Origin of the sequence: Mycobacterium sp. SMC-17 (assembly GCF_045310915.1) — a bacterium.
Classification (GTDB): Bacteria; Actinomycetota; Actinomycetes; order Mycobacteriales; family Mycobacteriaceae; genus Mycobacterium.
In genome coordinates, this window is sequence record NZ_JBJIAK010000048.1 from 1 (window position 1) to 20,064 (window position 20,064).

General features: G+C 66.7%; 24 protein-coding genes and 1 pseudogene. 19 read left to right on the forward strand and 6 right to left on the reverse strand.

The window, feature by feature from the left end; genetic code table 11:
* Positions 1–122: 122 nt before the first annotated feature.
* The 5 genes from ACJH7A_RS24125 to ACJH7A_RS24145 all read left to right on the forward strand — a co-directional run bounded on the left by ACJH7A_RS24125 (position 123) and on the right by ACJH7A_RS24145 (position 3,188).
* The gene (locus tag ACJH7A_RS24125) at positions 123–413 is read left to right on the forward strand and encodes a transposase (protein ID WP_133426028.1); all 291 of its coding nucleotides are present in this window, start codon (positions 123–125) and stop codon (positions 411–413) included.
* Positions 410–1,342 carry an IS3 family transposase gene (locus tag ACJH7A_RS24130; protein WP_133426029.1) on the forward strand — a complete coding sequence of 311 codons (933 nt, stop codon included), beginning with the start codon at positions 410–412 and terminating at the stop codon, positions 1,340–1,342. Before ACJH7A_RS24125 ends, ACJH7A_RS24130 begins: the two co-directional genes overlap by 4 nt.
* Positions 1,343–1,699: 357 nt before the next feature.
* Complete coding sequence (locus ACJH7A_RS24135; RefSeq protein ID WP_237162790.1) at positions 1,700–2,497, forward strand: hypothetical protein; 798 nt, start codon at positions 1,700–1,702, stop codon at positions 2,495–2,497.
* Positions 2,498–2,547: 50 nt separating this feature from the next.
* A complete protein-coding gene (locus tag ACJH7A_RS24140; protein ID WP_133426031.1) occupies positions 2,548–2,790 on the forward strand; it encodes a type II toxin-antitoxin system VapB family antitoxin in 243 nt (80 codons plus the stop codon).
* Positions 2,787–3,188 (forward strand): type II toxin-antitoxin system VapC family toxin, encoded by a 402-nt coding sequence (locus ACJH7A_RS24145; protein WP_064861146.1) that lies wholly within the window; start codon positions 2,787–2,789, stop codon positions 3,186–3,188. Before ACJH7A_RS24140 ends, ACJH7A_RS24145 begins: the two co-directional genes overlap by 4 nt.
* 46 nt (positions 3,189–3,234) lie before the next feature.
* Here the strand turns inward: ACJH7A_RS24145 and ACJH7A_RS24150 are convergent, their stop codons facing one another.
* A complete protein-coding gene (locus ACJH7A_RS24150; RefSeq protein ID WP_060999754.1) occupies positions 3,235–3,810 on the reverse strand; it encodes a DUF3558 domain-containing protein in 576 nt (191 codons plus the stop codon).
* Between the two features lie 156 nt (positions 3,811–3,966).
* Between ACJH7A_RS24150 and ACJH7A_RS24155 the strand changes: the two genes are divergently transcribed.
* From ACJH7A_RS24155 to truB, 3 genes are read left to right on the forward strand one after another with little or no spacing between them, the layout of a single operon-like run.
* Positions 3,967–4,914 carry a metallophosphoesterase gene (locus ACJH7A_RS24155; protein ID WP_082762158.1) on the forward strand — a complete coding sequence of 316 codons (948 nt, stop codon included), beginning with the start codon at positions 3,967–3,969 and terminating at the stop codon, positions 4,912–4,914.
* Positions 4,914–5,579, forward strand: a complete 666-nt coding sequence (locus ACJH7A_RS24160; protein WP_133426032.1) for a 4'-phosphopantetheinyl transferase — start codon at positions 4,914–4,916, stop codon at positions 5,577–5,579. The genes ACJH7A_RS24155 and ACJH7A_RS24160 overlap by 1 nt, the downstream gene beginning before the upstream one ends.
* Positions 5,576–6,478 carry a tRNA pseudouridine(55) synthase TruB gene (gene truB / locus ACJH7A_RS24165; protein WP_133426033.1) on the forward strand — a complete coding sequence of 301 codons (903 nt, stop codon included), beginning with the start codon at positions 5,576–5,578 and terminating at the stop codon, positions 6,476–6,478. The genes ACJH7A_RS24160 and truB overlap by 4 nt, the downstream gene beginning before the upstream one ends.
* Before the next feature lie 256 nt (positions 6,479–6,734).
* On the opposite strand, the gene mntR is transcribed toward truB, so the two are convergent.
* Complete coding sequence (mntR, locus tag ACJH7A_RS24170) at positions 6,735–7,445, reverse strand: manganese-binding transcriptional regulator MntR (RefSeq protein ID WP_133426034.1); 711 nt, start codon at positions 7,443–7,445, stop codon at positions 6,735–6,737.
* 80 nt (positions 7,446–7,525) lie between these two features.
* On the opposite strand from mntR, the gene ACJH7A_RS24175 reads away from it, so the two are divergent.
* The 4 genes from ACJH7A_RS24175 to ACJH7A_RS24190 all read left to right on the forward strand — a co-directional run bounded on the left by ACJH7A_RS24175 (position 7,526) and on the right by ACJH7A_RS24190 (position 12,806).
* Positions 7,526–8,500 carry a bifunctional riboflavin kinase/FAD synthetase gene (locus ACJH7A_RS24175; RefSeq protein WP_060999680.1) on the forward strand — a complete coding sequence of 325 codons (975 nt, stop codon included), beginning with the start codon at positions 7,526–7,528 and terminating at the stop codon, positions 8,498–8,500.
* Between the two features lie 90 nt (positions 8,501–8,590).
* Complete coding sequence (gene rpsO / locus ACJH7A_RS24180; RefSeq protein ID WP_060999682.1) at positions 8,591–8,860, forward strand: 30S ribosomal protein S15; 270 nt, start codon at positions 8,591–8,593, stop codon at positions 8,858–8,860.
* A gap of 330 nt (positions 8,861–9,190) precedes the next feature.
* The gene (locus ACJH7A_RS24185) at positions 9,191–11,476 is read left to right on the forward strand and encodes a polyribonucleotide nucleotidyltransferase (protein WP_267325572.1); all 2,286 of its coding nucleotides are present in this window, start codon (positions 9,191–9,193) and stop codon (positions 11,474–11,476) included.
* Positions 11,454–12,806: a pitrilysin family protein gene (locus ACJH7A_RS24190; protein ID WP_237162791.1), complete on the forward strand. Its 1,353-nt coding sequence runs from the start codon at positions 11,454–11,456 to the stop codon at positions 12,804–12,806. The genes ACJH7A_RS24185 and ACJH7A_RS24190 overlap by 23 nt, the downstream gene beginning before the upstream one ends.
* A 53-nt stretch (positions 12,807–12,859) precedes the next feature.
* On the opposite strand, the gene ACJH7A_RS24195 is transcribed toward ACJH7A_RS24190, so the two are convergent.
* Both ACJH7A_RS24195 and ald read right to left on the reverse strand, forming a co-directional pair.
* Positions 12,860–13,417, reverse strand: a complete 558-nt coding sequence (locus tag ACJH7A_RS24195) for a DUF4334 domain-containing protein (RefSeq protein ID WP_212814843.1) — start codon at positions 13,415–13,417, stop codon at positions 12,860–12,862.
* Between the two features lie 113 nt (positions 13,418–13,530).
* Entirely contained in the window at positions 13,531–14,637 is a 1,107-nt protein-coding gene (gene ald / locus ACJH7A_RS24200; protein WP_212811766.1) for an alanine dehydrogenase, read from the reverse strand.
* Between the two features lie 89 nt (positions 14,638–14,726).
* Here ald and ACJH7A_RS24205 point away from each other — a divergent pair, with 89 nt between their 5' ends.
* Entirely contained in the window at positions 14,727–15,251 is a 525-nt protein-coding gene (locus ACJH7A_RS24205) for an Lrp/AsnC family transcriptional regulator (RefSeq protein ID WP_212811765.1), read from the forward strand.
* A 20-nt stretch (positions 15,252–15,271) separates the two neighbouring features.
* Here ACJH7A_RS24205 and ACJH7A_RS24210 read toward each other — a convergent pair whose 3' ends face one another.
* Positions 15,272–15,832 carry a TetR family transcriptional regulator gene (locus ACJH7A_RS24210; protein ID WP_212811764.1) on the reverse strand — a complete coding sequence of 187 codons (561 nt, stop codon included), beginning with the start codon at positions 15,830–15,832 and terminating at the stop codon, positions 15,272–15,274.
* Positions 15,833–15,943: 111 nt separating this feature from the next.
* Here ACJH7A_RS24210 and ACJH7A_RS24215 point away from each other — a divergent pair, with 111 nt between their 5' ends.
* Complete coding sequence (locus tag ACJH7A_RS24215; RefSeq protein ID WP_212811763.1) at positions 15,944–16,870, forward strand: SDR family oxidoreductase; 927 nt, start codon at positions 15,944–15,946, stop codon at positions 16,868–16,870.
* On the opposite strand, the gene ACJH7A_RS24220 is transcribed toward ACJH7A_RS24215, so the two are convergent.
* Positions 16,867–17,769, reverse strand: coding sequence for an NAD(P)-dependent oxidoreductase (locus tag ACJH7A_RS24220; protein WP_212811762.1), 903 nt, complete (start codon positions 17,767–17,769; stop codon positions 16,867–16,869). The genes ACJH7A_RS24215 and ACJH7A_RS24220 overlap by 4 nt on opposite strands.
* 36 nt (positions 17,770–17,805) lie before the next feature.
* Here ACJH7A_RS24220 and dapB point away from each other — a divergent pair, with 36 nt between their 5' ends.
* From dapB to ACJH7A_RS24245, 5 genes and pseudogenes are all read left to right on the forward strand, one after another.
* Positions 17,806–18,540: a 4-hydroxy-tetrahydrodipicolinate reductase gene (dapB, locus tag ACJH7A_RS24225; RefSeq protein WP_212811761.1), complete on the forward strand. Its 735-nt coding sequence runs from the start codon at positions 17,806–17,808 to the stop codon at positions 18,538–18,540.
* A 10-nt stretch (positions 18,541–18,550) separates the two neighbouring features.
* Positions 18,551–19,021, forward strand: a complete 471-nt coding sequence (locus ACJH7A_RS24230) for a tetratricopeptide repeat protein (protein ID WP_212811760.1) — start codon at positions 18,551–18,553, stop codon at positions 19,019–19,021.
* Positions 19,018–19,236 (forward strand): annotated as a pseudogene (locus ACJH7A_RS24235) (flavodoxin family protein); the annotation flags it as partial. The gene ACJH7A_RS24230 and the pseudogene ACJH7A_RS24235, both read left to right, overlap by 4 nt.
* Before the next feature lie 173 nt (positions 19,237–19,409).
* Positions 19,410–19,604: a hypothetical protein gene (locus ACJH7A_RS24240; RefSeq protein ID WP_212811759.1), complete on the forward strand. Its 195-nt coding sequence runs from the start codon at positions 19,410–19,412 to the stop codon at positions 19,602–19,604.
* Positions 19,604–20,059 carry a flavodoxin family protein gene (locus ACJH7A_RS24245; protein ID WP_212811758.1) on the forward strand — a complete coding sequence of 152 codons (456 nt, stop codon included), beginning with the start codon at positions 19,604–19,606 and terminating at the stop codon, positions 20,057–20,059. The genes ACJH7A_RS24240 and ACJH7A_RS24245 overlap by 1 nt, the downstream gene beginning before the upstream one ends.
* The last annotated feature ends 5 nt before the right edge of the window (positions 20,060–20,064 follow it).

Consider the following 20,064-nt stretch of genomic DNA (forward strand, 5'->3'; position numbering starts at 1 on the left):
GTCCCTTCTGACCAGCGTTGGGCGGGGCACACACCGGCCAGGGCGGGCAGACAAGACATTGATGAGGAACGGCCAGGTGAGGTTCCCCCGAAAGCGTGGAGGCATCGACAATAGGGGTCGAGATGCCAGAGAAACGCAAGAAGTACGACCGGGAGTTCCGTGAGGGTGCTGTCCGGATCGTCGAAGAGACGGGGAAGCCGATCGCGCAGGTCGCGCGGGACCTGGGGGTGCATGAGGGCACGCTGGGCAACTGGGTGGCGCGGGCGCGGGAGGCCCGCGAGGGCCGCGGCGAGTTGACCCGCGACGATATGGATGAGCTCAAACGCCTGCGCAGCGAGGTCGCCGAGCTGCGGATGGAGCGTGATGTCCTCAAGCGATCCGTGGTCCTGTGGGTGAAGGAGGCGACGAAGTGAGCGTGGCACGCTTTGTCGCCGACCAGAGGACCAAATACCGTGTGCCTCATAGGTTTACCTGCGCATTGTTGGGTGTGAGTGTGTCCTGGTTCTATAAATGGCTCGGTCGTGCCGGTGACCCGGGCGGGGTGCACACCGACACCGATCGGCGCCGTTGCCAGCTCGACGAAGCGGTGCGGACGGCATTCGGGAAGTCCAAGGGGCTGCACGGGTCGCCGCGGCTGGTGGCCGACCTGCGTGATCTGGGCTGGGTGGTGTCGGAGAAGACGGTCGCCGATTCGATGCGCCGCCAAGGCCTCATTGCCCGCAAGATCCGTCGTCGTAGTGGGCTCACGCGGCAGGACAAGTCCGCACCGAAGTTCCCTGACCTGCTCAAACGGGACTTCACCGCGGCGGCGCCGAACACCAGGTGGGTTGGGGATATGACCGAGATCCCGACCGCGGCCGGCAAGTTGTATCTGGCGACGGTGATCGATCTGTACAGCCGGCGGTTGCTCGGTGCGGCGACCTCGCGACATCCCGACGCCACACTGGCCTGCGCCGCTTTGGAGATGGCCGTGGCCGCACGTGGCGGACGGGAGGCGATCTGGCGTGACGATGAGGCTCAGCGGGTCATTTTCCACACCGACCGCGGCAGTACGTATACCGCTCAGGCGTTCCGCAACCTGTGTAGCAGGCTTGGAGTCCGGCAGTCGATGGGCCGGGTGGGGTCGTGCTTCGATAACGCCGCCGCCGAAGCGTTCTTCTCATCGTTGGAGTGGGAAGTGCTGTCCCGCAACGATTTCGGTGATACTATCCAGGCGCGGGCGGTGGTCATCGACTGGTGCTACACGTTCTACAACCACCAACGACGCCACAGTGCTGCCGACGGGCTCTCACCCGTCAACTACGAGATCAGGGAAAACCGACAGAAGCCGCAAGCGGCTTAAGAAACCCTCCACGATCTCGGGGGAACCACAAGGCTCCTGATTAAGTCATGTCCGTCCTGTCCGGTGTGAACAAGACGCGCACCACACGGGCCGGGCAAATCAGGTTAAAGACAACCCAGTAGGGCGTCAGTCAGTGCCAGAGCCACGACCCGCGCGGTAACGCTCTTCCATCATCAATGTCGGTGCCCCGGAGTAAACCAGAGTCAACCGGTGCGGCACATATCCGCACCCGAAGAGGGTGGGGCCCCGATGGGTAATCGAGCGAACATCGTTGTCGTGAAAGACCAAGAGTGGCAGTACGTTTACTCCCACTGCGAGGGCTGCCGCATGGTGGACCTACTGATAGGTGGCCCGCCCTTGGCCTTGCAATTCCTCGAATCGCTGGGCCGCCGGCAGTCCCACGACACCTGGACTGATCCGTTGTGGTGCGACGGCGGTGCGGTCTTCGACTTCGATCGGCGGCGGGTCGTGTTCTTCGGCGACAGCCTCATGGTGGAGATGCCGTTCCGCCGCACAATTCTTGCGGCGCTCGCGGAGGTATGGGCGGGCTACGAGATCTGCTACGCCTACGACGGAACAGTCGAGATCGGCGGATACGTTGGGAAGGAGTTTGCCCTGCCATCGCTGGATGGTCTTTCCGCGCCGAAACTGGCAAAATCCCGAAACTCTTTGTGCCACTTGGTTTCGGTCATCGACGCGTCGGGGGAATTGCGGATGTGGCCGTTGTGGTGGGGTGACAGCAAGGCATGGCACGGGCCGGCGTTGCTGGACAAATTGCCAGGTAGCGGCGTCCGGAGACTGCGGCTCGACAAGATTCCCGAGGGCGGGGTGCACATCGATGTACCCCGAAATGTGGTCGGGGTGTGGAACACCGCCGACGTCATGGGTGTGTTCCGGGCACTGCCGGAGTTGTGGCGCGGCTGGCGGGCCGAATGTTGGGACGATCGCTATGAGGAGCATCTCGCCGCATGCGGAGACGCGCTGCAGCTGCCTGCCCTGGACGAGGCAGATTTCGACGAGGCCCTGAATTGGTTGCGCGAGAGAGCTTGTGGCATGGACCGCAGCTACGCTGCCGTTCCTCCGGATGCCGTCGAATGGGCTCGGTTTGCGGCAGCCTATGACCGCGCGCGGCCGCGCCGGAGGAAAACGGCATGACCGCCGCTGACACCCATTGGTACCATTGGAGGGGTCGGAAGGTACCAATCATGGCGCTGAACATCAAAGATCCGGCCGTCCATGAAGCCGTGAAGGCGATCGCGAAGATCACGGGCGAGTCGCAGGCACAGGCCGTCGCGACAGCGGTGAACGACCGACTCCGACGACTGCAGGCCGATGATCTGGCAGAGCGCTTGCTGGATATTGCCCGCAGTATCAGGAGCCGGCTGGGTCCCGAGGGACTACCGGACCACAGTGAGCTGCTTTACGACGAATACGGACTGCCGAAATGATCGTGGACACCTCGGCCATCATCGCGCTGGTTGCGGACGAGGACGACGTGGGAGTCTATGCCCGGGCGATTGCGGCTGCGGCGGTGCCGCGGCTGTCGGCGGCAAGCTATCTCGAATGCGGAATCGTCCTGGATGCGCGCCGCGATCCAGTCATCAGTACGCGGTTCGATGACCTGGTGGATAGCGCCGGATTCGTCATCGAACCGGTGACCGAGCATCAGGCCCGGCTGGCCCGCCAGGCCTACCGCGATTTCGGGAAAGGCAGCGGCCACCCCGCGGGCCTCAACTTCGGCGACTGCTTCGCATATGCGCTGGCGATCGACTGTCGCGAGCCATTGTTGTGGAAGGGCGATGACTTCGGGCACACAGGTGTCCGATCAGCACTCGAGCCCAGCTAGGCGTCGCGACACAGGGCCCGGTCGCCTCACGATCAGAAGTTCACGATCAGAACTTGTAGAACGGCACCAGTTGGTTGGCGCGCTGCAGGTTTGTCTGCAGGCAGTCCGGGCGGTCAGGCGACTCGATGGGCGAGTAGAACAGCGACTGGTTGATCAGCCCGTAACTGGTCTTGAACGTGATCATGCACGTCACCCACCACCGGTCATTCCAGTCGGTCGGCTTCATGATCCAGTACTGCGCGGCCCGGTGCCCGGCGATGTTCAGCTCGACGGCGTCGGCCGGCAGCGTCTGCTCGTAGGTGCGCCAGACGATCGGCTCGACGGCCATCTGGTAATTACCGGCGTCGTAGTGACAGCGCAGGCCGTCTTCGTGATCGGGCGGGGTGAAGCCCAGACCCATGGCGTTGATTGCATCGAGCGGAATCTGATCGCACGGGTCGAATGGGCTCGGGTTCGTGGTGGCGATGATCGGATATTTGATGGTGCTGCTCATCGGGGCGGAGGTGGAGCGCAGCTCGACGTTGTCGCCGCCGGTCGGTGTCACTGGGTTGGTCTGTGTGACCACCACGCCTGCCGTCACGAGCGCACACAGCGCCGACACGAGCCGTAGTTTCCCGGCCATCGCTGCCATGACACCCCTTAGATCCGAGCAATACTGCGGGGAGTCTACAAGTCGCCTGCGTCACACCGGACAGGATGGGAGAACCTGTTCTAGTTTCTCCCGCTGCGCGGGACGGTTGGCACTGCAGCGGGCGTTGCTGTCACCCAAGTACCCTGGATTTTTGTGTCGACTCAGCCGACCCTTTGGGCAATCAGTGACCTGCACATCGGGCACACCGGAAACAAGCCGGTCACCGAGTCGCTGCACCCGGCCTCACCGGACGACTGGCTGATCGTCGCCGGCGACGTTGCCGAGCGCACCGACGACATCCGGTGGTCCCTGGACCTGCTGCGCAAGCGCTTCGCCAAAGTGATCTGGGTGCCGGGCAACCACGAACTGTGGACCACCAACAAGGACCCGATGCAGATCTTCGGGAAGGCCCGCTACGACTACCTGGTCGACATGTGCGACCAGATGGGCATCGTGACGCCCGAGCATCCGTTCCCGGTCTGGACCGGCCCGGGCGGCGCGGCGACCATCGTGCCGATGTTCCTGCTGTACGACTACAGCTTCTTGCCCGCGGGCACCGCGACAAAGGCCGAGGGCCTGGCGCTGGCCAAGGAGCGCAACGTCGTCGGGACCGATGAGTTCCTGCTGTCGAGCGAGCCGTACGCGACCCGGGACGCGTGGTGCCGGGACCGGCTGAACATCACTCGCAAGAAGCTCGACGACCTGGACTGGATGGAGTCGACGGTCCTGGTCAACCACTTCCCGCTGGTGCGCGAACCCTGCGACGCCATGTTCTATCCGGAGTTCTCGCTGTGGTGCGGCACCACCGCGACCAAAGACTGGCACACCCGCTACAACGCCATCTGTTCGGTGTACGGCCACCTGCATATTCCGCGCACCACCTACTACGACGGGGTGCGGTTCGAGGAAGTGTCGGTCGGCTATCCGCGAGAGTGGCGGCGCCGCAAGCCTTATCGGTGGATGCGCCAAATCCTGCCGGACCCCCAGTACCCACCCGGCTACCTCAACGACTTCGGTGGCCACTTCGAGATCACCCAGGAAATGCGGGAGCACGCGCAGAAGATGCAGGACCGGATCAATTCGAGGCGGTTGTGATGGGTGATGCGCTGCTATCGCAGGTGCTGCCTGACGTGGTGGCCACCGCCGAGACGTACTCCGACCCGGGCAATCTCGTGCCGCTGCCGGAGGAAGAGCCGCTGATCGCCCGGTCGGTGGCCAAGCGCCGCAACGAATTCATCACCGTGCGGCACTGCGCCCGTGAGGCATTGGGCAAGCTCGATGTCGGCCCGGTCCCGATCCTCAAGGGCGACAAGGGCGAACCGTGCTGGCCCGACGGCATCGTCGGCAGCCTGACGCACTGCGAGGGTTTCCGCGGCGCCGTGGTGGCACGGGCCACGGAGGTGCGCTCGGTCGGTATCGACGCCGAACCGCACGGGGTGTTGCCCAAGGGCGTGCTGGGCGCGGTCGCGTTGCCCGCCGAGCAGGACGCCGTGGCGACGCTGGAGGGTGACCTGCACTGGGACCGGATCCTGTTCTGCGCCAAGGAGGCGACGTACAAGGCCTGGTTCCCGCTGACCCACCGCTGGCTGGGATTCGAGGACGCGCACATCACCTTCGAGCTGGATTCGTCGGGGAGTTCGGGCACGTTCCTGTCGCGCATCCTCATCGACCCGGCCGCCGAGTCCGGCCCGCCGCTGACGGAACTGCCGGGCCGCTTCACCGTATCGAACGGCCTTGTCCTGACGGCGATCTCGCTGTGAAGACGGCGTCGAAGCCGGCTCCGCCACCGGGGCTGGTGATCGTCGACAAACCCGCCGGGATGACGAGCCACGATGTCGTCGGCCGATGCCGGCGATTGTTCGGCACCCGCAAGGTCGGGCACGCCGGCACGCTGGACCCTATGGCGACCGGCGTGCTGGTGGTCGGCATCGAACGGGCCACCAAGATCCTGGGCCTGTTGACCGCCACCGACAAGACGTACGTCGCGACCATCCGTCTCGGCCAGACCACGTCGACCGAGGACGCCGAAGGCGAAGTGCTGGAGAAGGTTTCGGCCGCCCATGTGACGGACGCGCAGATCGAATCCGCCGTTGCGACCCTGCGGGGCGAGATCGACCAGGTGCCATCGGCGGTCAGCGCCATCAAGGTCGACGGTGAGCGCGCGTACAAGCTGGTCCGCGAAGGCAAGGCGCCCGAGTTGGCGGCCCGCCGGGTGCGGATCGAACGCTTCACGGTGGACGCGGTCCGGCGGGTCGAGGATTTCGTCGATGTCGACGTCACGGTGGACTGCTCGTCGGGCACCTACATCCGGGCGCTGGCCCGTGACGTCGGTGCCGCGCTCGGCGTGGGTGGGCACCTGACGGCGTTGCGGCGCACCAAGGTTGGCCGCTACGGACTGGACGAGGCGCGCACGCTGGAACAGCTGACCGATGCGGCCGAGCTGAGCTACTCGCTGGACGCGGCCTGCCTGCTCGGGTTCCCGCGGCGCGACCTCACCGACGACGAGACCGAGGACGCCCGGCACGGGAGAGCCCTGAAGCCGGCCGGCATCGACGGCACCTACGCCGCGACCGCGCCCGACGGGCGGGTCATCGCGCTACTGGAGGACGGGCCCAAGCGCACCAGCAGCGTCGTGGTGCTGCGGCCGGCGACGTTGTAGCGCCGGCACATGGCCACCCATGAGCCGGAGATCACGTGGCCAGTCGACCTGCGCGCACCGTCAGGGCAGCCTTGCGTTGACCGTGCACACCGGCTCTTCGCTACTCGAACTTTGTCTGAGTGAGCGCACGATCAACGCCCACAAGGGATTTGCTTGTCAAGTGCCCAGCGCCTACACGCATACGAACGTGCAGTCAGAGCGTCTCCACGGTGGATCCGACGATCTGTACGCACCCTCGACGCGAACCCGATGCGCGCTACGCGACGACCCAGATGGCTTCGGCCGCCGGGTTGCCCAGGTCGACCGTCGTCGTGTCGTCGGTGGCGGCGTCGGCCGCTGTCACCGCCACCGAGATCATCCCGGCGAAGTCGCGCCGGGCCACGACCCGCAGATGTGAATCGAGCGTGATCCCGACGCTGTCGAAGTACCGCAGCATCTCGGGATCGTGGTCGGAAATCCGGGCCACCGTGCCGGCGTCACCGTCCGAGCACGCGGACAGCTGCCGCGCCGGGGGAGTCGGCACCTGGCCATCGGCCGCGGGAATGGGATCGCCGTGCGGGTCCCGCGTCGGGAAGCCGAGCTTGGCGTCGATGCGGTCCAGCATCCGGTCCGACACGGCGTGCTCGAGCACCTCGGCTTCGTCGTGCACCTCGTCCCAGCCGTAGCCGAGTTCGCGCACCAGGAACGTCTCCATCAACCGGTGGCGGCGGACCATGGCCAGCGCCGCGCTGCGACCGATGTCGGTGAGTGTCACCGCGCCGTACTTCTCGTGGTGCACCAGGCCCTGATCGGCGAGCTTGCGGATCGACTCCGAGGCCGTCGACGCCGACACCCCGATGCGTTCGGCCAGCATTTTCGTGCTGACTTTCTCGCGCGACCACTCCTGCGCGGTCCAGATGACTTTGAGGTAGTCCTGGGCGACCGTGGATAGATCCGGCGTATTGCCGGCGTCTTCTGCAGGACTCACACCACAAAGTTTAGGCAATCGTCACCTCATCCGGGGATCTCACGGTGCCTGCCGCGGCGGCGCGCCGTAGGCTTGCGGTCGTGCAACGCTGGCGTGGGCAGGACGAGATCCCCACGGATTGGGGCCGATGTGTGCTCACCATCGGGGTATTCGATGGCGTACATCGTGGACATGCAGAACTGATCAGCCACGCGGTGAAGGCCGGCCGGTCCCGCGGCGTCCCCACCGTGTTGATGACGTTCGATCCGCATCCGATGGAAGTGGTCCTGCCGGGTAGTCACCCCGCGCAGCTGACGACGCTGACCCGCCGGGCCGAACTGGTCGAGGAACTGGGCGTCGACGTCTTCCTCGTCATGCCGTTCACCACCGACTTCATGAAGCTGACCCCCGAGCGGTACGTGCACGAACTGCTCGTCGAGCGTCTGCACGTCCTCGAGGTCGTGGTCGGCGAGAACTTCACCTTCGGCAAGAAGGCCGGCGGCAACGTGCCGCTGCTGCGCAAGGCCGGCGAGCGCTTCGGCTTCGCGGTCGAGGGCATCTCGCTGGTGGCCGAGCATCACCAGGCCGAGACGGTCACGTTCTCGTCCACCTACATCCGGTCCTGCGTGGACGCCGGCGACATGGCCGCCGCAACCGAAGCGCTGGGCCGGCCGCACCGCGTGGAGGGCGTCGTCGTCCGCGGTGACGGCCGCGGCCGCGGGCTGGGCTTCCCGACCGCCAACGTCGCCCCGCCGATGCACTCGGCGATCCCGGCCGACGGCGTCTACGCCGCCTGGTTCACCGTCCTGGGGCACGGCCCGTCGGTCGGCACCGTGACGCCGGGGGAGCGCTACCAGGCCGCGGTGTCCGTCGGCACCAATCCGACGTTCTCCGGCCGCACCCGCACCGTCGAGGCCTTCGTGCTCGACACCGAGGCAGACCTGTACGGGCAGCACGTGGCGGTCGATTTCGTTTCGCGCATCCGCGGCCAGGAGAAGTTCGATTCGGTGGACGACCTGGTCGTGGCCATGGATCGCGATACCCAGCGGGCTCGCACGATTCTGGTTCCGCAGTAGCTTCCTGATAAACTGCCCGACGCGCGTGCTGCAGTTCGCGGTGGCCGCGCCCTCGTTGTTCTTCGCGGACCGAATTGATGGAGTTGTTTCGTGGCACTCACTGCCGAGCAGAAAAAAGAGATCCTGGGTCAGTACGGCCTGCATGACACCGACACCGGCTCGCCGGAGGCTCAGGTCGCCCTGCTGACCAAGCGCATCTCGGACCTGACCGAGCACCTCAAGCAGCACAAGCACGACCACCACAGCCGGCGTGGCCTGCTGCTGCTGGTCGGCCGTCGCCGCCGGTTGCTCAAGTACGTCGCTCAGGTCGACGTCGCGCGGTACCGCTCGCTGATCGAGCGTCTGGGTCTGCGTCGCTGACGCACCACTGATTCACTCCCATCGCCAGGTCTGCTCCGGCAGGCCTGGCGATGGGCATTGGTACGGGTAGTAACATAAAACTGTTTTGGGCCCAGCGCCCAAGACGTCGGAACGTCACACAGCGTCCGCCTGAACCTCGTGGGGCGGTCTTCGGTAGTGGCTGCCGGGGCATGACCCCCGGCCGCTTCGATCGACGGCCGTCAGCAGTTAGCGGGATGGTTTTCGGGTTTTCTGGATGCTCGCGTGTGACGATGCGACAGCAGTAACAAAGAGGAACCAGAAAAAACGGAACCCGCATAGGGCGGGCCCAGAGAGGTTATTGCGACATCCATGTCTGCAGTTGAAATTGAAGAGGGCGTGTTCGAAGCAACCGCCGTCATCGACAACGGGAGCTACGGCACCCGCACCATCCGCTTCGAGACCGGTCGCCTGGCACGTCAGGCCGCCGGCTCCGTCGTCGCCTACCTGGACGACGAGACCATGCTCCTGTCGGCCACCACGGCCAGCAAGAGCCCGAAGGACCACTTCGACTTCTTCCCCCTGACCATCGACGTCGAGGAGCGGATGTACGCCGCGGGCCGCATCCCCGGCTCGTTCTTCCGTCGTGAGGGCCGGCCCTCCACCGACGCGATCCTGACCTGCCGTCTGATCGACCGGCCGCTGCGCCCGTCGTTCGTGTCGGGTCTGCGCAACGAGATCCAGGTCGTCGTCACCGTGCTGAGCCTGGACCCCAAGGATCTGTACGACGTCGTGGCCATCAACGCCGCGTCGGCGTCCACCCAGATTTCCGGCCTGCCGTTCTCCGGCCCGGTCGGCGGCGTCCGCGTCGCGCTGATCGAGGGCCAGTGGGTTGCGTTCCCGACCGTCGAGCAGCTGGAGAAGGCCGTGTTCGACATGGTCGTCGCCGGCCGCAAGGTCGAGGGTGACGTCGCGATCATGATGGTCGAGGCCGAGGCCACCGACAATGTCATCGACCTGATCGCCGGTGGCGCCGGCGCCCCCACCGAGGCCGTCGTGGCCGAGGGCCTGGAGGCCGCCAAGCCGTTCATCGCCGCGCTGTGCACCGCCCAGGCCGAGCTGGCCGAGGCTGCCGCCAAGGAGACCGGCGAATTCCCGCTGTTCCCCGACTACGCCGACGACGCCTTCCAGGCCGTCGCCGCGGTGGCCACCGACGCGCTGTCGCAGGCGCTGACCATCGCCGGCAAGCAGGAGCGCGAAGAGCGCACCGACGAGATCAAGGTCGAGGTGCTCTCGCGCTTGGCCGAGACGTACGCGGGCCGCGAAAAGGAGATCGGCGCGGCGTTCCGCTCGCTGACCAAGAAGCTGGTCCGCCAGCGCATCCTGACCGACCACTTCCGCATCGACGGCCGTGGCATCACCGATATCCGCGCCCTGAGCGCCGAGGTCGCCGTGATCCCGCGGGCGCACGGCAGCGCGCTGTTCGAGCGCGGCGAGACCCAGATCATGGGTGTCACCACGCTGGACATGATCAAGATGGCTCAGCAGATCGACTCGCTCGGTCCCGAGACCACCAAGCGCTACATGCACCACTACAACTTCCCACCGTACTCGACCGGTGAGACCGGCCGCGTCGGTTCGCCCAAGCGCCGCGAAATCGGCCACGGCGCGCTGGCCGAGCGGGCCCTGATGCCGGTGCTGCCGAGCGTCGAGGAGTTCCCGTACGCCATCCGTCAGGTCTCGGAAGCGTTGGGCTCCAACGGTTCCACCTCGATGGGCTCGGTCTGTGCCTCCACCCTGGCGCTGCTGAACGCCGGTGTGCCGCTGAAGGCCCCGGTCGCCGGTATCGCCATGGGCCTGGTCTCCGACGAGGTCGACGGCGAGACCCGCTACGTCGCGCTGACCGACATCCTCGGTGCTGAAGACGCCTTCGGTGACATGGACTTCAAGGTCGCCGGTACCAAGGACTTCGTCACCGCCCTGCAGCTGGACACCAAGCTGGACGGCATCCCGTCCAAGGTGCTGGCCGGTGCCCTGGCCCAGGCCAAGGACGCGCGTCTGACCATCCTGGACGTCATGGCCGAGGCCATCGACGAGCCGGACGAGATGAGCCCGTACGCGCCGCGCATCACCACCATCAAGGTCCCGGTCGACAAGATCGGTGAGGTGATCGGGCCCAAGGGCAAGGTGATCAACCAGATCACCGAGGAGACCGGTGCGAACATCTCCATCGAGGACGACGGCACGGTGTTCGTCGGCGCCTCGAACGGCGAGGCGGCGCAGGCGGCGATCGACAAGATCAACGCCATCGCCAACCCGCAGCTGCCCAAGATCGGCGAGCGGTTCCTCGGCACCGTGGTGAAGACAACGGACTTCGGTGCGTTCGTCTCGCTGCTGCCGGGCCGCGACGGTCTGGTGCACATCTCCAAGCTCGGCAAGGGCAAGCGCGTCGCGAAGGTCGAGGACGTCGTGAACGTCGGCGACAAGCTGCGCGTGGAGATCGCGGACATCTCGGCGGACAACCGTGGCAAGGGCCAGAAGATCTCGCTGATCCTGGTGGACGAGGGAGATGACGCAGGCGCCTCCGCCGCGCCAGCCGACTCCGCTCCCGCCGAATCGGAGACTGCACCGGCAGATGCCGCGCCTGCAAACTCCTAAATCGACAACGCGCGACGGCCGGGGTTCTGCAGCGACATCGCTGCAGGCCCCGGCCGCTGTGCGCAAGACCAATCTCCCGGGCGGGCTGCGGGTCGTCACCGAACACCTGCCGCACGTGCATTCGGCGTCGGTCGGGGTGTGGGTCAACGTCGGTTCGCGTGACGAAGGCCCCAGCGTCGCCGGGGCCGCGCACTTCCTGGAACACCTGCTGTTCAAGTCGACCCCGACGCGCTCCGCTGTCGAGATCGCCCAGTCGATGGACGCCGTCGGCGGTGAGCTGAACGCCTTCACCGCTCGCGAGCACACCTGCTACTACGCGCACGTGCTCGACAGCGATCTCGGGCTGGCCATCGACCTGGTTTCGGACGTCGTGCTCAACGGCCGTTGTGCCGCAAGCGATGTCGAGCTGGAGCGTGACGTGGTGCTCGAAGAGATCGCCATGCGCGACGACGATCCCGAGGACACCCTCGCGGACGTCTTCCTCGGCTCCATGTTCGGCACGCACCCGGTGGGTCGTCCGGTCATCGGTAGCGTCGAATCGATCACGTCGATGACCCGCAACCAGTTGCACTCGTTCCACGTCCGCCGGTACACCCCGGACCGGATGGTGGTCGCGGTCGCCGGAAACATCGACCACGACGAAGTTGTGGCCATGGTGCGCAAGCACTTTCGGCCGCACCTCGTGCGGGGCCGTAAGCCCGTGCCGCCGCGTAAGGGCGCCGGCCGGGTGCCGGGCACGCCGACTCTGCAATTCATCAAGCGTGATTCCGAGCAGGCCCACATGTACCTGGGCGTGCGCACCCCGGGCCGCAATTGGGAGCACCGGTGGGCACTGTCGGTGCTCAACACGGCGCTCGGCGGTGGGCTGAGTTCGAGGCTGTTCCAGCAGATCCGGGAGAACCGCGGACTGGCCTACTCGGTGTATTCCACGATCGACACGTTCTCCGATGCCGGTGCGCTGTCGGTGTACTCGGCGTGCCTGCCGGACCGCTTCGACGAGGTGGTCCGGGTGACCACCGACGTGCTGGAAGACGTTGCGCGCGAAGGCATCACCGCTGACGAGTTGCGTATCGCCAAGGGCTCGATGCGCGGCGGTCTGGTGCTCGGGCTGGAGGATTCCGGTTCCCGGATGCACCGCATCGGACGCGCGGAGCTGAATTACGGCAACCACAAGTCGATCTCGGACACGCTCGCGTCGATCGACGCGGTGACGCTCGAAGAGGTCAACGCCGTCGCCCGCGAACTGCTGACGCGCCCGTTCGGTGCCGCGGTCCTGGGCCCGCACCGGTCCAAGCGCTCACTGCCGAAGCAGCTGCGCTCCCTCGACTAGTGATTTGTGCACGATAATCCGCGCTCGGCGCGGATTATCGTGCACAAATCGCGTCAGTGGCCGAGGCGTAGCGAGTCGTCGCGGCGCAGCACGAAGAAGTACGGCTGCGATTCGCCGCGCAGGTCCATGGCGCCCAGGACGGCGTCGTCGGACAGCTTGCGGAAAACGTCGTTGATCGGCAGCTGGTCGTAAACCATTGTGGCGGTGTCGACTCCGCGGTAACGGGTGGTGCGCAGCCGGGCCTTCGCCGAGCGGGCCCGCAGCAGTGGCCGCAGGGCGGCGATGGGCTTGGCGGCCGGAAGCCGGTGCAGCATCGGGATTTTCGTGGCGAGCCCGGCGCCGGAGAACGCCAGCACCGGGTTGAGGGGCCACAGCTTCTCGCCGGACAGGTCGGGAAACAGCAGTGGGTGGACGGTTTCGGCGTCGACGAACTGCTTTCCCCACCAGCCGCTGGCTTCCAGCAGCCCGTCCATCGGATGTCCGGTGGGTATCTCGGCCCCGTGCCAGGTGCCGATCATGAAGTCGGGTTCGACGGCCGGCGCGGCGTCGAAGATCTCGAGTGCTTCTGCCGTCGTGGTCGGCGGGGCTGGGAGCAGTTCCTGCAAGAGCATGGCCACGACGATACTTGACACGTGTCAAGAATGGCAGTGGTGGCCCGGCGGAAAGTCATCGCCCGGCCAGCGCGACGCTGCGCTGACCGGGCGATGGGTATCGGGTTCGTGGGTTACAGCGCGACGCGGCCGAGCGGAATGTCGAGGTCCGCGGCGACCTGGCTGCACAGCAGCTCACCGTCGTGCGTCGACAGGCCCTTGGCCAGCGCGGCGTCGTTCCGGCAGGCCGCCTGCCAGCCCTGGTCGGCGAGCTTGAGCACGTACGGCAGCGTCGCGTTGGTCAGCGCGTAGGTCGACGTGCGCGGCACGGCGCCGGGCATGTTGGCGACGCAGTAGAACACCGAGTCGTGCACGGCGAAGGTCGGGTCGTCGTGCGTGGTGGGCTTCGAGTCCTCGAAGCAGCCGCCCTGGTCGATCGCGATGTCGACCAGCACCGAGCCCGACTTCATGTGGGCCACAGTCGAATTGGTGACGAGCTTGGGCGCCTTGGCGCCGGGGACCAGCACCGCGCCGATCACCAGGTCGGCCTGCTTGACGGCGTCTTCCAGGTCCAGGCTCGAGGAGTACCGGGTGTGGATCCGGCCGTTGAACTCCGCGTCGATCCGGCGCAGGGTGTCCAGGTTGACGTCGAAGACCGTCACCTGCGCGCCCATGCCACTGGCGATCTGTGCCGCGTGGAAGCCTGCCGTGCCACCACCGATGACGACGACGTTGGCGGGGGCCACGCCGGGCACGCCGCCCATCAGGACGCCGCGGCCGCCGTGGCTGCGCATGAGGTGGTAGGCGCCGACCTGGGCCGACAGCCGGCCTGCCACTTCGCTCATCGGGGCGAGCAGCGGCAGGCGGCCGTCGGCAGTCTGAACGGTTTCGTAGGCGATCGAGGTGGTGCCCGATGCCAGCAGCGCGTCGGTGCATTCGCGCGAGGCGGCCAGGTGCAGGTAGGTGAACAGCGTCTGGCCCTTGCGCATGCGGTGGTACTCGGCCGCGATGGGCTCCTTGACCTTGAGCAGCAGATCCGACTCGGCCCAGACCTGGTCCGCGGTGGTGACGATCTGTGCGCCGGCGGCCTTGAAGTCGTTGTCCGCGATGGCAGATCCCTCGCCGGCCCCGGCCTGGATCAGTACCTCATGGCCGTGCTTGATCAGTTCGGCGACGCCGGCCGGGGTGATGGCCACCCGGTACTCGTTGTTCTTGATTTCGGTCGGGATACCGACGTGCATCTGGGGTTCTCCTCAAGGCGGATCAGGTGGTGCCCTAAGTGTGAATAAACGTCGAGTGACCTGCAATATCTGTGATTATAATTCTCGATATGGCACCTGTCAGTGAACGATCTTCGAAAACGTCGGTCCAGGACGCCTCGCAGCCGAAGGATGTTCAGCCCGTCGAACTCGACGACGTCGACCGGCAGATCGTGACCGCGCTGCACGCTGACGCACGCATGCCCAACAGTGCATTGGCCGAGCTCGTCGGGATCGCCGCGTCGACGTGTCATGGCCGGGTTCGCCGGTTGCAACAGCTCGGGGTGATCCGCGGTTTCCATGCCGACATCGATCCGGCGGCCATCGGCCTGGGCCTGCAGGCGATGATCTCGGTGAGTCTGCAATCAGGGGCGCGGGCCCGCATCCGTGACTTCATCGCCCACATGCGGCGGCTGCCGCAGGTGATGGACGTCTATTTCCTGGCCGGCGCCGACGACTTCATCCTGCATGTCGCCGCCCGCGACACCGCGCACCTGCGGGCGTTCGTGGTCGAGCACCTCAACGCCGACGCCGATGTGGCGGGCACCCAGACGTCGCTGATCTTCGAGCACCTGCGGGGTGCGTCACCCCTGTAACCGGTTGCGGCGGAACGGGATCAGGATCGGGTCGCGGCCCGGAGTTCGGAGAGTGCCTCGCGGATGTGCTCGGCGAGGCTACGGTCGGCGGGGTCGGTGAGCCAGTGTTCGAACGCCACCTTGAACACCGCGATACCGGCCTCGGCGACCAGGCTCGCTGTGGGGTCGGCGACGCCGCGCCGGCGTAACGCATCGCCGATGGTCGTCGCCAGCGATGCGAGCTTGATGAGTTCGCGTTCTTGCAGGCTCGGATTGGCGGCGATCACGGCCTGGCGCCGGCGGGCATGTGGAAGACGGTCGGCGAAGAAGTCGGACAGTGATTCCAGTGCGCCGGCGACGGCGTCGAGTGGCGTGGTGGCGGCCGGGGCGGCGTCGATGGCGGCGCCGAGTGCGTCGGCGAGTTCGCGGCCCCGAAACAGCACCTCGCGTTTGTCGGCGAAGTGCCGGAAGAAGGTGCGTTCCGTGAGGCCTGCTCGGGCGGCGATCTCGGCGACCGTCGTCTCATCGAAGCCCTGCTCCACGTACAGGTCCAGGGCCGCCTGCTCCAAGCGGCCCTGCGCGTTCGGTTCCCAACGGCCCACGGGCGGATTGTAGGCGATGTCAGGGACTGTCACCACGAGTGATGACAGTGTCTGACATGAGGTGTACGTTCGGTGATGTCATTCACTGACATCACTCGAGGAGTTGAAATCATGCGCATATTCGTCACCGGCGCCAGCGGGCACATCGGATCCGTCGTCGTCCGCGAGCTGCTCCAGGCGGGCCATCAGGTCGCCGGACTGGCCAGGTCGGACGCCTCCGCGAGCGCCCTGGAAGCCGCCGGCGCGCAGGTGCACCGCGGCACGCTCGACGATCCTGACGGGCTCGCCGCCGCGGCGGCCGCGTCCGATGGCGTCATCCATCTGGCCTTCAAGCACGACTTCTCCAACTACGCCGACTCGCTCCAGACCGACCTGCGTGCCGTCGAAGCCATGGGGGAGGCCCTGGCGGGCTCCGGCAAGCCGTTCGTGAACACCTCGGGCACCCTCATGCTGGCCTTCGGTGGGGCGGGCCGGCTCGGCACAGAGGATGCCGACGTCGACCCGTCGGGCCCGCGGGTGGCATCGGAACTGGCCACGCTCGCGCTGGCCGAACGCGGCGTGCGGTCGTCGGTGATCAGGCTCGCTCCAACGGTGCACGGGGACACCGATCACCACGGCTTCGTCCCGAGTCTGATCGAATTCGCCCGTGCCGCAGGACGATCCGGGTATCTCGGCGACGGCTCCAATCGGTGGCCCGCGGTGCACACCGTCGATGCTGCACGGCTCTATCGGCTGGCGGTGGAGTCGGCGCCGGCCGGCTCGGTGTTGCACGGGGCGGCCGAACAGGGCATCGCCTTCCGCGACATCGCGCAGGCCATCGGGGAGGGGCTGGGCGTACCGGTGCAGCAGATTCCGGCGGACGACGCGTCAGCGCACTTCGGTTTCCTGGCGGGCTTCGCCGCCCTGGACAACCCGACATCCAGTGAACGGACGCGGGCCCTGCTCGGCTGGGAGCCCGCTCAGCCGACACTGGTCGAAGACCTCAAGGCCGGCCACTACTTCGCGAACCTGCGGGGAGCGCCGCCGCTCTGGGCCTAGCGATTGACAAGCTCCGGGTGGAACTTGGTCACCAACCGGCGGATGCCGTCGCGCCAGTCGACCGACGTGCCGCCGATCAACTCGTGCATGCGGGTGGTGTCGGTCGGGCCGCCGCGCAGCGCGTTCGGGTCCTCGGTGAACACCGGCTCGCGGCCGACCAGCTCGCCGATGTAGGTGCACCATTCCTGCAGGCTGACGGTCTGATCACCGCACCAGTTCACGGTCGTGGCGGGCACCGACGCCACGTCCAGCAGCTTGGGCAGGGTCGCCAGGATGTCGTCTTCGTGAATCGGGTTGTACAGCGCCGGCCCGCCCGGCGGCACCTGGATCGGGATGCCCGCCAGGATCATCTCCATCTGGTAATACGGCCAGCCGCCGTTGTCGCCGTAGGGCACGTTGAATCGGGCGATGGTGGCCGGCAGATCCAGGGCGCGCGACATGGTGCGCACGACCGTCTCACCGGCGATCTTGGAGATCGAATACGTCGGGAACAGGTGCTTGTGGTTGTCGCCCAGCGCCGCCGACTCGGAGCGGGGCTCGTCGCCGGGCGGGTCGTACACCGCGGCCGACGACGTGTGCAGGAACGCCTTGGCCTCGCGACAGTGCGCCATCAACAACCCCACCGACTCGGCGTTGGCCGCGAGGTCCTTGTCCCACCGGCCGGTCTTGGCCACGGCGAGGTTGACCACGTAGTCGAAATCGGTTGGCAGGGCGCTGAAGTCACCGACCGCCAGGTTGACCGCAGCGCAGCGGACGCCGGCCTGCTCCAGGCCCTGTTGGGCCTGCGGATTGTTGAACCGGGCGACGCCCCACACCTCGTTGTCGGCCGCCAGGGCCCGGGCGATCGGGGTGGCCACCTGGCCGGTGACTCCGGTGATGAGGATCTTGGCGCCGCGCATGGGGCTGATGGTAGGACGGCCGCTAGGGTTGACCTCATGCGAGTCGGAGTTCTGGGTGCCAAGGGCAAAGTCGGTGCGACCATCGTCGAGGGTGTCGAAGCCGCCGACGATCTGACGTTCACCGTCGGCGTCGACGCCGGAGACGAGCTGAGCCTGTTCACCGACAGCGGCACCGAGGTCGTCGTCGACTTCACCCACCCCGACGTCGTGATGGACAACCTGAAGTTCCTCATCGACAACGGCATTCACGCCGTCGTCGGCACCACGGGCTTCACCGCGGAGCGGCTCGCGCAGGTTCGCGAGTGGGTGGCCGCCAAACCCGGCGTCGCCGTGCTGATCGCCCCCAACTTCGCCATCGGCGCGGTGCTGTCCATGCACTTCGCCAAGCTGGCCGCCCCGTTCTTCGAGTCGGCCGAGGTCGTCGAGCTGCACCACCCGCAGAAGGCCGACGCCCCGTCGGGCACCGCCACCCGCACCGCCCAGCTGATCGCCGAGGCGCGAAAAGGCCTGCCGCCCAACCCCGATGCCACCAGCACCGGTCTGGAAGGCGCGCGCGGCGCGGACGTCGACGGCATCCCCGTGCACTCGGTGCGGCTGCGCGGACTGGTGGCGCACCAGGAAGTGCTGTTCGGTACCCAGGGCGAAACGCTGACCATCCGCCACGACAGCATCGACCGCACGTCGTTCGTGCCGGGCGTGCTGCTCGGTGTCCGCGAGGTCGCCAAGTATCCGGGGCTGACCATCGGCATCGAGAAGCTGATGGGGCTGTGACGGGCCGGTGATGACCAAACCGAGCTCGCAGGTATTCCGCATCCAGCTGGTCGTCGCATTCCTGTGCGTGGCGCTGGTGGTCTACTTCGTGATGCTCGGGCGTTCCGGCGTCATCCTGATGCAGTCGGGGGAGGCCGCGGCGATCGGCCTCGGTATCGGCATCTTCGTGCTGCCGCTGATCGGGCTGTGGGCCATGGTCGCCACGCTGCGCGCCGGTTTCGCGCACCAGCGGCTGGCCCGGCTGGCGCACGACGAGGGCGTCGAGCTCGACATCAGTGACCTGCCCAAGCGCCCGTCGGGCCGCATCGAACGTGACGCCGCCGACGCGCTGTTCGAGTCGGTGCGGGACGAGGTCGAGGCTAGTCCCGATGATTGGCGCGGCTGGTACCGGCTGGCCCGCGCCTACGACTACGCGGGGGACCGGGCCCGGGCCCGGGAAACCATCCGCAAGGCCGTCCGTCTGGAGCAGGCCTCGCGATGAAACTCCTTGTCGTGCACCACACTCCGTCTCCGCACTGTCAGGAGATGTTCGAGGCGGTGCTCGCCGGGGCAACTGATCCCGAGATCGAGGGCGTCGACGTCGTGCGGCGTCCGGCGCTGACGCTGTCGGCCGCCGACGTGCTGGAAGCCGACGGCTATCTGCTCGGTTCGCCGGCGAATCTCGGCTACATGTCGGGCGCCCTCAAGCAATATTTTGTCAATTACCCGTCTAATACGCCGCGCGGAACCGTGGCCTGCCCAAACTTATTAGGGCGGCTCGCAGGGCAAAATACAGGGTCAAATCGCGGTGATGTTTCACTCAGCGCGGGGGTGTATTCCCGCTGGTAGCGTCGGTTTTGGCAGTCAAATCGAACAAAGGAGAAGACGCCGTGACCGATATCTTTTGCCGCGTACCCCAGGCTCCCGAGCCCACTGCGGAGCCCTACGCCCGTGCCCACGCTCATGCGTGCAGCGAGCGTGCCAAGTTCCCTGGCCGGTTCGCAAAGTGGTACGTCGAGAACGGCATCGGCTTGGCCGTTGCTGACGCTTGGGCCGCAGCACCGGAGGATGTGAAGGTCATCTAGTGCCTCGCCTGCTGATCATCCACCACACCCCGTCGCCACACTGCCAGGAGATGCTGGAGGCGGTGCTGGCCGGTACGACCGATCCGGACATCGAGGGTGTGGAGGTCGTGCGCCGTCCGGCCTTGACGTGCTCACCCACTGATGCGCTGGAGGCCGACGGCTACCTGATCGGCAGCCCGGCGAACCTCGGCTATCTCAGCGGTGCCGTGAAACACGCCTTCGATCAGCTGTATTACCCGTGCCTCGATGCGACACGGGGGAGACCGTTCGGGGTCTGGCTGCACGGCAACGAGGGCACCGAAGGGGCCGAGCGCGCGGTGGACGGCATCACCACCGGGCTGGGTTGGGGACGGGCAGCGGCGACGGTGATCGTGTCCGGCAAGCCGAGCAAGGCCGACCTTGAGGCGTGCTGGAATCTTGGTGCGACGGTCGCTGCGACACTGATGGAGCCGTGAGGTTC